This window comes from Streptomyces sp. NPDC057565, from assembly GCF_042801455.1.
In the GTDB taxonomy this organism is placed as follows: Bacteria; Actinomycetota; Actinomycetes; order Streptomycetales; family Streptomycetaceae; genus Streptomyces; species Streptomyces yanii.
The window spans coordinates 1-12,735 of sequence record NZ_JBHVFU010000031.1 but is presented as its reverse complement, the minus strand read 5'-3'; the positions used below and the strand labels follow the sequence as shown (position 1 = coordinate 12,735).

13 protein-coding genes and 2 pseudogenes are annotated in these 12,735 nt (G+C 70.3%); 7 read left to right on the top strand and 8 right to left on the bottom strand.

Features of this window, described 5'->3' with window-relative positions; all coding sequences use genetic code 11:
• The first annotated feature begins 272 nt into the window (after positions 1-272).
• The 3 genes from ACFU8W_RS34245 to ACFU8W_RS34235 all read left to right on the top strand — a co-directional run bounded on the left by ACFU8W_RS34245 (position 273) and on the right by ACFU8W_RS34235 (position 2,696).
• Positions 273-887, top strand: a complete 615-nt coding sequence (locus ACFU8W_RS34245) for a carbonic anhydrase (RefSeq protein WP_384045678.1) — start codon at positions 273-275, stop codon at positions 885-887.
• Positions 888-966: 79 nt separating this feature from the next.
• Positions 967-1,437, top strand: a complete 471-nt coding sequence (gene cynS / locus ACFU8W_RS34240) for a cyanase (protein WP_384045674.1) — start codon at positions 967-969, stop codon at positions 1,435-1,437.
• 473 nt (positions 1,438-1,910) lie between these two features.
• A complete protein-coding gene (locus ACFU8W_RS34235; RefSeq protein WP_384045671.1) occupies positions 1,911-2,696 on the top strand; it encodes an ankyrin repeat domain-containing protein in 786 nt (261 codons plus the stop codon).
• Positions 2,697-2,871: 175 nt separating this feature from the next.
• Here the strand turns inward: ACFU8W_RS34235 and ACFU8W_RS34230 are convergent, their stop codons facing one another.
• The 4 genes and pseudogenes from ACFU8W_RS34230 to ACFU8W_RS34215 all read right to left on the bottom strand — a co-directional run.
• Positions 2,872-4,125 carry an amidohydrolase gene (locus tag ACFU8W_RS34230; RefSeq protein WP_345516247.1) on the bottom strand — a complete coding sequence of 418 codons (1,254 nt, stop codon included), beginning with the start codon at positions 4,123-4,125 and terminating at the stop codon, positions 2,872-2,874.
• Between the two features lie 38 nt (positions 4,126-4,163).
• Complete coding sequence (locus ACFU8W_RS34225; protein WP_384045668.1) at positions 4,164-5,435, bottom strand: amidohydrolase family protein; 1,272 nt, start codon at positions 5,433-5,435, stop codon at positions 4,164-4,166.
• A 501-nt stretch (positions 5,436-5,936) separates the two neighbouring features.
• Positions 5,937-6,395 carry a YchJ family protein gene (locus tag ACFU8W_RS34220; RefSeq protein WP_384045883.1) on the bottom strand — a complete coding sequence of 153 codons (459 nt, stop codon included), beginning with the start codon at positions 6,393-6,395 and terminating at the stop codon, positions 5,937-5,939.
• A 15-nt stretch (positions 6,396-6,410) separates the two neighbouring features.
• A pseudogene (locus tag ACFU8W_RS34215) lies at positions 6,411-7,100 on the bottom strand (helix-turn-helix domain-containing protein); the annotation flags it as partial.
• Here ACFU8W_RS34215 and ACFU8W_RS34210 point away from each other — a divergent pair.
• Positions 7,100-7,417: pseudogene (locus tag ACFU8W_RS34210) on the top strand (cupin domain-containing protein); the annotation flags it as partial. The pseudogenes ACFU8W_RS34215 and ACFU8W_RS34210 sit on opposite strands and share 1 nt — an antisense overlap.
• A gap of 59 nt (positions 7,418-7,476) precedes the next feature.
• Entirely contained in the window at positions 7,477-8,964 is a 1,488-nt protein-coding gene (locus tag ACFU8W_RS34205) for a membrane-associated oxidoreductase (RefSeq protein WP_384045665.1), read from the top strand.
• Positions 8,965-8,985: 21 nt separating this feature from the next.
• Here ACFU8W_RS34205 and ACFU8W_RS34200 read toward each other — a convergent pair whose 3' ends face one another.
• The 3 genes from ACFU8W_RS34200 to ACFU8W_RS34190 form a co-directional block, all read right to left on the bottom strand.
• Entirely contained in the window at positions 8,986-9,795 is an 810-nt protein-coding gene (locus ACFU8W_RS34200) for an SAM-dependent methyltransferase (RefSeq protein WP_384045662.1), read from the bottom strand.
• Between the two features lie 68 nt (positions 9,796-9,863).
• Complete coding sequence (locus ACFU8W_RS34195) at positions 9,864-10,106, bottom strand: DUF397 domain-containing protein (protein ID WP_345516242.1); 243 nt, start codon at positions 10,104-10,106, stop codon at positions 9,864-9,866.
• 3 nt (positions 10,107-10,109) lie between these two features.
• Positions 10,110-10,970 (bottom strand): helix-turn-helix transcriptional regulator, encoded by an 861-nt coding sequence (locus ACFU8W_RS34190; protein WP_345516241.1) that lies wholly within the window; start codon positions 10,968-10,970, stop codon positions 10,110-10,112.
• 205 nt (positions 10,971-11,175) lie between these two features.
• Here ACFU8W_RS34190 and ACFU8W_RS34185 point away from each other — a divergent pair, with 205 nt between their 5' ends.
• Both ACFU8W_RS34185 and ACFU8W_RS34180 read left to right on the top strand, forming a co-directional pair.
• Positions 11,176-11,634 (top strand): ATP-binding protein, encoded by a 459-nt coding sequence (locus ACFU8W_RS34185; RefSeq protein ID WP_345516240.1) that lies wholly within the window; start codon positions 11,176-11,178, stop codon positions 11,632-11,634.
• Positions 11,628-12,071, top strand: coding sequence for a hypothetical protein (locus tag ACFU8W_RS34180; RefSeq protein ID WP_345516239.1), 444 nt, complete (start codon positions 11,628-11,630; stop codon positions 12,069-12,071). Before ACFU8W_RS34185 ends, ACFU8W_RS34180 begins: the two co-directional genes overlap by 7 nt.
• A gap of 108 nt (positions 12,072-12,179) precedes the next feature.
• Here ACFU8W_RS34180 and ACFU8W_RS34175 read toward each other — a convergent pair whose 3' ends face one another.
• Positions 12,180-12,467: a hypothetical protein gene (locus tag ACFU8W_RS34175; protein ID WP_384045657.1), complete on the bottom strand. Its 288-nt coding sequence runs from the start codon at positions 12,465-12,467 to the stop codon at positions 12,180-12,182.
• Positions 12,468-12,735 lie beyond the last annotated feature (268 nt).

The following is a 12,735-nucleotide window of genomic DNA, read 5'->3' as shown; positions in this document are numbered from 1 at the left end:
GCCTTCTCCGAGCGATCACGGATGTCCGCGCGGAGGCCGTCGGGCAGGGCGACCATGCGGCGCGATGACGCCCCCGCGTATACGCGACCCCCGTCATGCCACGCACCGCACGAGCGACCGCTGGCACTCGGCCCTGCACACCCGCCGTACGCATATAGATGCCATCTATAGCAGTCATGGAAATCAAGTCTTGGACACTATAGGCGCGGTTCATGCATGGTGAATGACGTCGGCCCGCAAGGGCGGTCGGCCACCCCGATGGGAGTGAACGAATGCACCATCTCTCAGACGGCATCGCGCATTTTCGCCGTACCGTATTTCCCGCCAAGCAGCAGCTTTTCGCCCGCCTGGCCACACATCACCGGCCCGAAACGCTGTTCATCGGTTGCTCCGACGCCCGGGTGACTCCCGAGCTCATCACGCAGAGCGAACCGGGCGAGCTGTTCGTCATCCGGACCGCGGGCAATCTGGTTCCCGCCTACGCGCCCGGCGCGGACGGTGTCGCAGCGAGCATCGAGTACGCCGTTGCCGTACTCGGTGTGACCGACATCGTCGTCTGCGGTCACTCCGCCTGCGGTGCGATGACCGCCCTGGCCGAGGGGCACGACCTGAGCGCGGCCCCGGTGATCGCGGACTGGCTGCGGCATGCGGACGCGGCCCGCGCCAGGGCTCGGGCGACCGCGGCTCCTGCCGAATCGGCCGAGTCCAGGGTGACCACCCTCGTACGCGCGAATGTGGTCGCCCAGCTGCAGAACCTGCGTACCCACCCCTCGGTGGCCCGCGCGCTCGCCGAGCAGCAACTCTCGCTGCATGGCTGGATGTTCGACATCGCATCCGGGGCGGTCGAAACGCTCGACGACGTCGATCGCGTCTCCGCGGCGGCCTGACCCCCGGCCGTTCCGTTCCCGCTCCCCCTCTCACCTGCCGCGCCGCCCCCTGGCCGGCACCACAGGAAAGGAAACCCTCATGGTTCACGCCCAGTTCTCCCCCACCGCCCGTGAGGCCGTGTCCGCGGCCGCTGTTGCGGCCAAGACCAGCAAGGACCTGACGTGGCAGGAGATCGCCGACGCGGCCGGTCTGTCCGTGGCCTTTGTGACGGCCGCCGTTCTGGGCCAGCATGCGCTGCCCGAGGACTCCGCCAAGGCGGTCGGCAAGCTCCTCGACCTCGACGAGGACGCGGTGCTGCTCCTGCAGACCATTCCGACCCGTGGCTCCATCCCCGGCGGCATCCCGACCGACCCGACGATCTACCGCTTCTACGAGATGCTCCAGGTCTACGGCACCACCCTCAAGGCCCTGGTCCACGAGCAGTTCGGCGACGGCATCATCAGCGCGATCAACTTCAAGCTCGACGTGAAGAAGGTCGCCGACCCCGAGGGCGGCGAGCGGGCCGTCATCACCCTGGACGGCAAGTACCTGCCCACCAGGCCTTTCTGACCGTAAGTCAGTGACGGCGTACGTCAGGGTTCGAACACCGGCGCACGCCGAAGGCCCCGTGACGGCGGTGGGCCGCAACACCCCTCCCGGCCCACCGCCTCCCCTTGCTCCCGTGACGCACCACCCCGAAGCACCGCCCGCCCCGCAGTCGAAACGATTTGGTCAACCATTACAGCCCGTTCGCCCCGCCGCGGGAGGTCCCGCCGTGACGGTCCGGAGGGAGCGCACCCGGCGGGCGAGTCGGGGAACGACGAGCGCCCACGTCCCGCGCATCAACCGATCGGCTGACCCGCGGGTCGTCCCCACGTCCCCTCATCTCCAACCGGTTAAGCGACGGCGGACGCCCACGAGCGGACCGAGCATGGACTGTACTGCCCCTCGCGCCCACGGCCCGGTCACCGAAGCACCCCGCCACCCCGGTTCCAAGGACATCACCCACCACAGCTCCCCCACCGCACCGAAAGAGGAACGTCATGGCCTCTCTGGGCCGCACCACTCGCCTGTTCGTCTCCCTCGCCGGCCTGGCCGTGCTCGCGACCGCGTGCAGCGCGCAGTCCGACGGTGACGCCTCCGCCCGGCAGAAGCCGTCGGCGGGCAGGACCGGCTCCGCATCCCCCGAGGACAAGGCCGAGCGCTCGGCCTCCCCCAAGCGTCCGGCCGCCGACCCGGCCGCGAGCCGGGACCTGCTCGAAGGCGCACGTTCCGGTGACGCCGACGCCATACGCAGCGCGATCAAGCGGGGCGCGGACCTGGAGACGCGCGACAGCAACCGTCGCACCCCTCTGCTCCTCGCGGCCACCGGCGACCATGTGGAGGCGGCCGAGGTACTCGTCGAGGCGGGCGCGGACCCCGATGCCCTGGACCAGCAGCACGACACGCCCTGGCTGGTGACCGGCGTGACCGGCAGCGCCGCCATGGCCCGCACCCTGGCGAAGGCCGACCCCGACTACACCATCGTCAACCGGTACGGCGGCACGTCCCTCATCCCGGCCGGCGAGCACGGTCACGTCGACTACATCCGGGAGGTCACCACCAACCCGGACATCGACGTCGACGTCAACCATGTCAACAACCTCGGCTGGACCGCCCTCCTGGAGGCCGTCATCCTCGGCGACGGCGGAGAGGACCACCAGGAGTCCGTGAAGCTCCTCCTGGACGGGGGCGCGGACAGGTCCATCGCGGACAAGTCCGGCACGACGGCACTCGAGCACGCCGAGGAGCACGGCTACGACGAGATCGCCCGACTGCTGCGCAAGTGACGCACCTCCTGCCGCAGCATGCGACTACAGGTGTACGTCTTCCACGGCAGCGACCTGCCGGAGGCGTGGATTGCGGGCCACGAGGGCGTCCTCTGTGGCGACCTCACGTCCTCGTGGCCGCTGCCGTTGTCGGTACCGCCCGGTGGTTGTCCCGTCATCCCTGACGGGACAATCCTCAGACCAGCTTTCCGTCGCGGGCGACGACCCGGCCGCCATGGACGACCAGGTCACGGGTGGGCATGTCCACCACGACCTGCGGCAGCCCTTCTCCGCGTACGAGGATGAAGTCGGCGGGCGAGCCGGGCCGCAGGTCGGCCCGGTCCAGGCCCATCACCTCGGCGCCGCCGTACGCGCCCGCCTCGAAGCAGTCCGTCAGCTCCTGGTCCAGGCGCGCGCCGGTCACCCAGCCCAGGATGTGCGCCCGGTGCAGCATGTCGGCGTTCCCGAACGGGCTCCACGAATCGCGCACCCCGTCCGAACCCAGACCGACCCGTACACCGTGCTCACGGAGCTTGGCGACCGGCAGCACCAGCGACGCACTCGGCGCGACAGTCGTCAGCGAGATGTCGAGATCGGCCAAGTCCTTTGCAATGCCTGCCAGTTCACTGTCGGACAGGAACGGCAGGCAGAAGACGTGGCTGACGGTGACCCTGCCGCGCAGGGACAGCGCCCGGGTGCGGTCGATGATGCTGCGCAGGACCGGCATGCCCTTGTCGCCGCGGTCGTGGAGGTGGATGTCCACCCCGACGCCGTAGCGGTCGGCGAGGCCGAAGACCAGATCCAGCTGCTCGTCCATGGCGTTGTCGAAGCTGATCGGGTCGATGCCGCCGATGAAGTCCACGGCCCCGCTGCGGACCGCCTCCTTGAGCAGGTCCTCGGTACCTGGTGCGCGGATGACACCGTGCTGCGGGAACGCCACCGTCTGCACGTCCAGGGCATGCTTCAGGCGCTCACGAGCCTCGGCGAGCCCTTCCACGCACGCCAGCCCGTAGGCCGGGGCGACATCTGCGTGCGCACGCATGGCACGGGTGCCTCGAGTCACCGCGTGAGCCATCAGGCCGTACGCCCGCTCCCCCACCGGGCGCCGCTGGCTTCGGAACAACTCCGCGTCCTGCTCGGCCAGTTCGGCGATCGAACCGGCCGGTTTGCGCGACACCCACTCACCACCCCATGTCGTCTTGTCCGGGTGAATGTGCGCGTCCACGAAGGACGGCAGGGCGATCCGGCCTTCACCGTCGATCACATCGGCCCCCGCAGGAGCCGCACCCTCACCGATCCGGCCGTCGACCACGACCAGATCCACGGGCCGGCGCGCCCCGAAGGGCCGCACATTACGGAAGACCACGTCCCTCACCGGTCGTGTCCCGGTGTCGGCGCGAGCCGATGTGGATGCCGTGGACGGTTCGGCCGGTGAGGTACGGGACGTCATGTGCGAGGACTCCTTGGGATCGAGTGAGTGCAGCGGGGTCAGAGCGGGAGGCCCTGTCGGACGACGCGGACCGGCGTCTTGAGAAGGGACAGATCCTTGTGCGGGTCACCGGACAGGAGGACGGCATCACCGCTGAATCCGGGGGCCAGCCGGCCCAGGGTCCGCTCCTGGCCGAGGAGTCGGGCAGCGGACGTGGTCGCCGTACGGATGGCGTCCAGCGCGGACAGACCGGACTCCTTCATCAGCTCCACCTCCCGGCCGATGGGGCGGACCCGGCCGCCGGACGAATCGGTGCCTGCCGCCAGCGGTACGCCCATCTCGTGCGCGTCAAGCACGGCACGCTTGAGTATGGGCAGGTAGGCGCGCCCACGCTCGGCCAGGATCGGGTTGTCGGAGTCGGCGAGCCCGGCGATGGCCGTGAGGGTGGGGGTGAAGTACGTACCCCGGCGGCGCATTTCGTCGAGCGTGTGCTCCCCGACGAAGACGCCGTGCTCCAGGGAGCGGATGCCCGCGGTCACGGCGTCGTGGCAGCCCTGGCGGCTGTAGCTGTGGCAGAGGACACCCTTGCCGCCACGGCGTGCGGCGGACACGATCTCGGACAGCTGCTCGTACGAGTACACCTGTGCGAGCGGGTCCTGCTCGGGCAGGCCGGCGCGTTCGTTGACGCGGGTCTTGATCACGTCGGCGCCGCGGGAGAGGTTCACCTCGACCACGCGGCGCAGCGCCTCGGCCGACCGCACGCCGTCCTTGAGGCGGGCCAGCGGGGTGAGGTCCGGGTCGGCGAGAATCGTGTCGCCGAGGTCGGGCGTGACGAAGACGCCCGCGGCGCTGAGCCTGGGCGCCGATTCAGGCAGCCGACGGGCCAACTCCCGTACGGCGATGTCCTGGTAGAAGTTGGTGGAGCCACTGCGTGCGCTGGTCGCGCCCTGGCGGACCGCGTCCCGCGCCTCGGCGACGGTGTTGATGTGGATGTGCGCGTCCACCAGACCGGGCAGCACCCAGCGACCCTGTGCGTCGAGGCGCGGCAGGCCGTCCGGCGTGTCCACACGACCGCGGGCCCCGACCGTGCGCACCACTCCGCCGCGGATCACGACGACGGCGTCCTCGGTGACCTCGCCGGTCTTCGGATCGAGCAGTGTGCCGCCCTCGATGACCAGGTCCCCGGTGCGCTGGGCGCCCTTCGGGGTGGCACCGAAGGCCTGGGGCGCGGCACTGAGTACGGCGGCGCTGCCGGCCAGGACGGCGGCACCCGCCAGCACTCCGCGACGGGTGACCCGGCTTGAGGGGGGTGGGACTGACTCGACACACATGGCGGACTCCTAGGCGTTTAGTACATGCCTCCCCGGCTCACTTTTTGTATACCAAATGAGTAAGGCAAGGCAAGATCCCGCCTCATCAATCCCAAATGATGCACGTAGAGGCACCTTCCTTCAGAGGGATTTTGGTATACACAAGAAGGTCGAGCATGCGCATCAGGACCCTGCAGTACGTGCGGCCCACGTCGGACATCCGGAGGGGAAGCCTGCCCGGCCATGCGGTGGGCGGTGAACGACCCCTTCGAGCCCCGGGAGGTCGGCCGGTCCGGGAGGGGCGGCAACGCGTCCGCAGGTGGTCGGCGACCCGGAGAAGTACGCCGGGCTCGCGGACGGGGCCGACGGAAGGCTCGTACTCGACGACCCGGCGGCCTTCCCGACCGCTCGGCGCATCTGTCCTACGCGGGTCTCGCGGTGGCACTGGTGGACGAGGCCGAGAAGCCGATGCTCCACCGCACGCGGGTGTCCGTCTTCGACTGAGCCGTGCACGGGCAGCCGTCAGTCGATGAAGACCGCCGTCGCGTAGACCCAGGCGCCCTCGTGGCGGACGAACCGGCTCTTCTCATGGAGCGAGTCCGGTCGGCCGTGGTCCATGTAGTGGGCGCGGAAGGTGACCGTGCCCGTGGTGTGGAACGCGCTGCCGTCCGTCGTCTCCAGGATCTCCAGGCGCACCCAGCGCATGCCGGGATCGAAGTCGAGAACGGGCGGCCGGGTGTCCGGGTGCCAGGTGCGGAGGAGATACGCCGCGTCCCGGACAACGAAGGCGGCGTACCGCGACCGCATCAGCGCCTCGCAGGTCGGCGCGGCGGCGGTCCCTGCGTGAAACCTTCCGCAGCAGTCCGCGTACGTGGCGGGCAGGCCGCACGGGCACGGCGAAGCCGGAGTGATCGCGCTCTCCGGGGCGGTCCGGGTGCTTGCGGCGGAGGGCTGCCGGGGGCGTGGGCTGCGTCGGGACATGCGTCCATTGTGACCTGCGGCGGGACCGGGTCGGTGCGTCAGGGTGAACCTGCGTCGGTACTCGGTGGGGGTGAGCCCGGTACGGCGGCGCAGCTGGGCGCGCAGGTTCGTCGCCGTACCGGGTCCGCCGGCTCGGGCGACCGCATCGAGGCGTTCCTCGCCTCGCCCCAGCAGCCGGCAGGCCAGGGCGATCCGCCGCTCGGTCAGCCAGGCGAGCGGCGTCGTCGCCGGCTGGGCGCGGAAGCGGCGGTGCAGGGTGGCGGGGCTGACGGCGGCGCGGGCGGCGAGGCCGGTCACCGTGAGCTCCGTCCCGAGGCGTTCCTCCGCCCAGGCGAGCAGCGGGCCCAGCGAGGTGTCGGGGACCGCGGGCAGCGGGTGCTCGACGAACTGGCGCTGGCCGCCGTCGCGGTGGACCGCGAAGACCAGCCGGCGGCTGACGACGGCCGCGATCTCCGCGCCGTGATCGCTCCGGACGATGTGGAGGCCTGTGTCGAGGTCGGCGGCGCTGCCCGCCGCGGTGATCACCCGTCCGTCGTCGACGAACAGCACATCGGGGTCGAGTCGGACCTGCGGGAAGCGGGCGGTGAAGGCGTCGGCCCAGCTCCAGTGAGTGGTGGCCCGGCGCCCGTCCAGCACACCGGCGGCGGCGAGCGTGAACGTGCCCGTGCAGAAGCTGACCAGCCGGGCACCCCGGTCGGCGGCTCGTCAACGACTACGACGTACGGGTCGCGAAGGTCCGGGGCGAGCATGTCTGGCACGTCCATGACGACACCGACGAGTTCTTCCTCGTCCTCGACGGCGCACTGGACATCGCCCTGCGCGAGGACGGCAGCGAGCGCACGGTCACGCTCGACCGCGGCGCGGTGTTCGTCGTCCCGCGCTCCACCTGGCACAAGCCGCTCTCGGCGGACGGCGCCTCGCTGCTGCTGTTCGAGCCCTCCGGTACGTCGACGGTGGGCGACCGGCACGACGTCGTACCCGGGCATGTGGACGCGACGACCGGGCATGCCTTGGACGACTGAACACGGGCTGGAGCAGTGGGGGTTGACACTCCGTCGGGCTGCGGGCCAGAGTCCCGCCGATGGAGATCACCGAGCTGACAGCCGCCGAGCGCCGTGTCCGGGACGCATTCCCGCGCGGCACAGCCGTCGATTTCCGTACAGGGGTGGCGGCCGAGGACGATCCGGAGGCCGGGGACAGCTGGGGTCCTGAGCGCACGGTACGTGCCGAGGTGCTCAGGGCGCTGCTGGTCGGCAGCCCGCAGGAGGAGGGGCAGGTGTCCGCACTGCGGGTGCTGGGCGCACGGATCACCGGCGCTCTGAACATCCGGTACGTGACCGCGGAGTGCGCGGTCGCGCTGTCCGGATGCCGGTTCGAGCAGGCGCCGAACCTGTACGGCGCGCGACTGCGGCAGCTGGCGCTGAGCGGTTCGGTGCTGCCGGGACTGACCGCGGCGACCGTCCACATCGACGGCGTGCTGCGGCTCACCGACTGCCGGATCTCCGGACCGGTCCGGCTCGGCGGTTCGAAGATCGCCCAGGCCCTGTTCTTCGACCGGACCCGCATCGGCGTGAACGCGGACGGTACGACCGCGCCCAACGGCGAGGCGGTGCTGCAGCTGAATCACGCGGTCGTCGAGGACGACTTGTGGTGGCCCGGTCTCGTCGTGCACGGAGAGACGCGGCTCGGCGGCGCCGCCGTCACCGGACAGATCCAGCTCGACGACGCCCACCTGTGCAACCCCGGAGCGACCGCACTGCATGCCGAGAATCTCGGCGTCGGCTCCGACCTGCACGGGATGCGGATCCAGGTCCAGGGGCGGGTCGACCTGCGCGGCGCCCGGATACCGGGGCAGCTCAACCTCGCGTACGCCCGGCTGTCCAACCCCGGCGGCGTGGCGCTCCGCGCCAGCAGCAGCACGATCGGCGAACTCTGGCTCCGGGAGGCCGCCCCGATCGACGGCAGGGTGAATCTGCGCCGGGCGAAGGCCGACCTCATCCATGCCACCCCGTCGGTCTGGCCGGAGCAGGTCCGGCTCGACGGGCTGACGTACGCCACGCTCCTCCCCCATCTCCCGGCGGAGCGGCGGCTGCCGCTGCTCGAACGGGAGGAGGAGGGCTATGTGCCGTACGCGTACGAGCAGTTGACGGAGGCGTACCGGCGGATCGGCGACGACGACGCCGCGCGCACGGTGCTCCTCGCCAAACAGCGCAGACACCGCGCCACCCTGCCCGCGTACGCACGGCTGTGGGGGCATCTCCAGGATGTCACCGTCGGGTACGGCTTCCGGCCGGTGCGGGCCGCGGCCTGGCTCTCCTCGCTGCTGCTGGCCGGGTCGCTGGTGTACGCGCTGCATCATCCGAGCCCACTGAAGGCGGACGAGGCTCCGCCGTTCAGTCCGTTCGTCTACACACTGGACCTGCTTCTGCCGATCGTCGACTTCGGGCAGGAGCGGGCGTTCAATCCGCAGGGCTGGTACCAGTGGCTGTCGTACCTCCTCATCGCGACCGGGTGGCTGCTCGCGACGACGATCGCCGCGGGCATCACCCGGTCGGTCAGCAGGCAGTGAGCATGCCGGGGACGGCCCCGGTCAGGGCTTGCGGGCCACACCCGCGTAGCCGGGGATCGGCTCGTCGCCGGGTACGTCGATGACCTCACCGAGTTCCGGGTGCCAGTCGGCGGAGAGCGAGACGCCCGGCTCCACGAGTTCGAGTCCGTCGAAGAACGCGGTGAGTTCGGCGTGCGAGCGCGGACGCAGCGTCATCCCGCGGGCTTTGTACATGGCCGACGCCTGCGCCGCACCCTCGGGGTTGAAGTCCCCGGTGGTGTGCGAGAGCACCAGGTAGCTGCCCGAGGGAAGCTTCTCCACCAGCCGGTCGACGAGCTCGGCGGCACCGTCCTCGTCGTCGAGGAAGTGCAGCAGGGCCAGCAGGGACAGCGCGACCGGCTTGCTGAAGTCGAGTACCTTGCCCGCCTGTTCGAGTATGGTCTCCGGCTCGCGGGCGTCGACCTGGAGGTACTCGGTGGCGCCCTCGGGGGTGGAGCGCAGCAGGGCCGCCGCGTGCGCGAGGACGATCGGGTCGTTGTCGCAGTAGACGATGCGCGCGTCCGGGGCCGTCTGCTGGGCGATCTGGTGGAGGTTCGGCTCGGTGGGGATGCCGGTGCCGATGTCGAGGAACTGCCGTACGCCCTGGTCGGCGAGCCAGCGCGTGGCGCGGTGCATGAACGCCCGGTTGACCCGGGCCATGTCACGGCCGCGGGCGTCGAGGGCCAGGAGCTGCTGCGCCATCTGTTCGTCGACCGGATAGTTGTCCTTGCCACCGAGGAACCAGTCGTACATCCGGGCGGGGTGCGGCTTGCTGGTGTCGATCTCGATGGGCTGGGGCTCGTGCCCGGCCATAGCGCGCTCCTGGAGTCCGTGGATCGACGAACTGAGACTGAGTGTGGGAAGGACGGACGCCGGAGGCGTCAGGTTCCGGTGAGGAGGAAGTCCGCCTGGCCGGCCTTGGCTCCCTGGATGAAGGCCGCGATCTCGAGGTGGGTGTAGATCAGGGCGGGGCCGTCGGGATCTGCGGACTGGCGTACAGCGACTCGGCCGTCGGCCAGCTTCATGGCCTCGACGCAGTTGCCGCCGTTCCCACCGCTCCACGGCTTGTACCAGCCTTCGGAGCCGAGTTCGCGGGCGGGCATGCCGTTGTATATGGGGTCCATCGATCACAGCTCCTTGCGGAATTCCCGGAGGATTTCCTTCGTGCGTTGTGCAGTTGCGGCCTGAGCCGCCATGCGGTCCATGACTTCGAGGTAGGAGGCCACCTCGGGGCGCGCGTCGAAGTAGACGGCGCCGGTCAGGTACTCGCTGTACACCATGTCGGGCAGTTCGGGGACGCCGAAGCGGAAGAGGACGAACGGGCCGTAGGTGCCCGGGTGGTGGCCGGTCGCGAACTCCGCGATCTGCAGTGTCACATGGGACATCTCGGTGACATCGAGCAGCCGGTCGATCTGCGCTCGCATGGCGTCGGCGCTGCCGACGGGACGGCGCAGGACCGTCTCGTCCATCACCACCCACAGCTTCGGGGCATCCGGCCGCGTCAGCAGGGACTGCCGCTCCATCCGCAGCGCCACATGACGCTCGATGTCCTCGGGCCGGGTCTGGCCCACGGCGCCGGTGCGCATCACCGATCGGGCGTAGTCCTCGGTCTGCAGGAGTCCGGGGACGAAGTGCGGTTCGTACATGCGCAGGAGGCTCGCCGCGCCCTCCAGGCTGACGTACATGCTGAACCAGTCGGGCAGGACGTCGTGGAACCGCTGCCACCAGCCGGGCTTGTTGGCCTCCTCGGCCAGCTCGACGAAGGACTCGGCCTCCTCGTCGGCGATCCCGTAGGCCTTCAGGAGCAGTTGCACATAGGGGATCTTGAGCGCGACCTCGGCGGTCTCCATCCTGCGTATCGTCGCGGGAGCGACCCGGAGCACCTTGGCAGCCTGGTCACGGTTCAGGCCGACGCGCTCCCGCAGATCCTGCAGGCGCTTGCCGAGAACGACCTGACCCACGGTCGGGGCGGACCGCGGTTCGCTCACTTCAGACCTCCCGTTGCGCTGTTTGCGAGCAGTGTGCCATGCGTATGCCGTCAAAGACACGACCACTCTGAAAATTTCAGAGTGCCCCTTGCCAAGTGTTCACGACAGGGGGAGAGTTGGTGAGTGAACCAGTTCACTCAGTCATGCCCGCCCTCATGCCCTGAGATGCGCGGCGTGACGAAGCCCCCACTGTGAGGAATCGGTCGTGGCACCTGGCAGTGCGCTCATCCCCCGGCTCATCGACCTCAGCCCCGGGACGGAAGCGCTCCGATACTGCTTCGCGCTCCCTGCGCACCCGGAGTCGGTGGCCGGTGCGCGGCGGCTGACAAGGACCCGGCTGGACGAGTGGCAGCTGGACACGGAGGCGCACGACGCGGCGATCCTGATCGTGTCGGAACTGGTCACCAACGCGGTGGTGCACACCGCGAGCGCACGCGTCGTGTGCGAGCTGCGCTGTCTCGAGAGACGGCTGCGCATAGCCGTACAGGACCAGGGGCACCAGCCGGGTGGCCCGAAGCTGTGCCGCACCGCCGACGACGAGCACGGACGCGGCCTGCTGCTCGTCGACGCGTTGAGCAGTGCCTGGGGATCCCGTGACGCGGGCGACGGATCGGGCCGCATCGTCTGGGCAGAACTGCCGCACGGCACGGAGCGGACATGTTGAGGAACGCGATGTCCCATCTGCTCGGATCTCGCCTGACCCGCGAGTCCCGGCCGCCCGGCTCCGGGGGTGGCCTCGTGCAGCTGGCGCTGCCTCCCGCACTGTCGGCGAGCCTGGGCTGCGACGCGGTGGGCGTGCCTGCCGGGTACGGCTTCCGGCTCATGTCCCATCTGCCGCGCACCGGCTGCGTCTTCGCGGACGCCGACCGCTGGTGGTGGATCGTACCGGCGGGCTCGGACCTCGATCTGGACTGGCCGTCGCAGGTCGCGTACGCCAAAGGCGCGTACGTCCCCGCCGTGCGGCCCCGGCTGATCCACGCACCCGACAGCCGCACGCCGTACACCCCACCCATCCCGCTCTTCCTGATGGTGTGCCAGGTCACGGGTGTGACGCCGTCCTGGGCGGCGGCCGGTGGTCCGCACGCGGTACCCGCCGGCTGATCGGCCCGTAGGGCCGAGGGGGCCGGGGCGTCGTCACCGTCGCCGCGGCCCCTCCGGCCTCCGCTGACCGTGCGCAGCAGCTTCGCCGGCTGTTCCTGCCAGGCGCGCCTACCGCCGGTCGACCGCACCGGCAGCACGCCCGCGAGCAGCCCGTCCGGACTGTCCAAGGCGCACCTGGAGCACGCCGCGCCCGCCGGGGCCCGGTGCAGTCAGGCGGGCCGTCAGGTGACCGGCGCCCGTGCCGAACTGAACGTCCCGGAACCCGATCCGGTCGCCTGAGCGGAGCACCCCGGTCGCCGTGTCGCCCCGTCCGGCCCCCTTGAGGTCGGTGGCCTGTTCGCCCTGGAAGGTGGCAGCGGCGTCCGGTCCGTCCGCGTGGAGGCGGTTCTCGTTCACGGCCCAGGCGGTGTCGCCGGGCGCGGTGCGGGTGATCCGAAGACAGCGGACGGTGGTGGGGGGTGAACACCGCGTCCTGGGTGAAGGAGCGACCGCCGGCCCGGGCCACCGGCTCGCTCCACCGCATGCCGTCGCGGCTGTGGACCGTCACGCTGCGTTGTCAGTGGCGGGATCTAGTGTCTTGAGTCTTTATTTCATTGCAGAAGTAGGCTGGGTTCATGGCGCGTATGGGTCGGCCGACGGTCGAGGTGGTTCTGGCGGATGAGGA

Bases quoted from the DNA above. Each gene is read 5' to 3' on its own strand.
- ACFU8W_RS34245 (WP_384045678.1), top strand. From the start codon at position 273: ATGCACCATCTCTCAGACGGCATCGCGCATTTTCGCCGTACCGTATTT.
- cynS (WP_384045674.1), top strand. From the start codon at position 967: ATGGTTCACGCCCAGTTCTCCCCCACCGCCCGTGAGGCCGTGTCCGCG.
- ACFU8W_RS34235 (WP_384045671.1), top strand. From the start codon at position 1,911: ATGGCCTCTCTGGGCCGCACCACTCGCCTGTTCGTCTCCCTCGCCGGC.
- ACFU8W_RS34230 (WP_345516247.1), bottom strand. From the start codon at position 4,125: ATGACGTCCCGTACCTCACCGGCCGAACCGTCCACGGCATCCACATCG.
- ACFU8W_RS34225 (WP_384045668.1), bottom strand. From the start codon at position 5,435: ATGTGTGTCGAGTCAGTCCCACCCCCCTCAAGCCGGGTCACCCGTCGC.
- ACFU8W_RS34220 (WP_384045883.1), bottom strand. From the start codon at position 6,395: ATGTCCCGACGCAGCCCACGCCCCCGGCAGCCCTCCGCCGCAAGCACC.
- ACFU8W_RS34205 (WP_384045665.1), top strand. From the start codon at position 7,477: ATGGAGATCACCGAGCTGACAGCCGCCGAGCGCCGTGTCCGGGACGCA.
- ACFU8W_RS34200 (WP_384045662.1), bottom strand. From the start codon at position 9,795: ATGGCCGGGCACGAGCCCCAGCCCATCGAGATCGACACCAGCAAGCCG.
- ACFU8W_RS34195 (WP_345516242.1), bottom strand. From the start codon at position 10,106: ATGGACCCCATATACAACGGCATGCCCGCCCGCGAACTCGGCTCCGAA.
- ACFU8W_RS34180 (WP_345516239.1), top strand. From the start codon at position 11,628: ATGTTGAGGAACGCGATGTCCCATCTGCTCGGATCTCGCCTGACCCGC.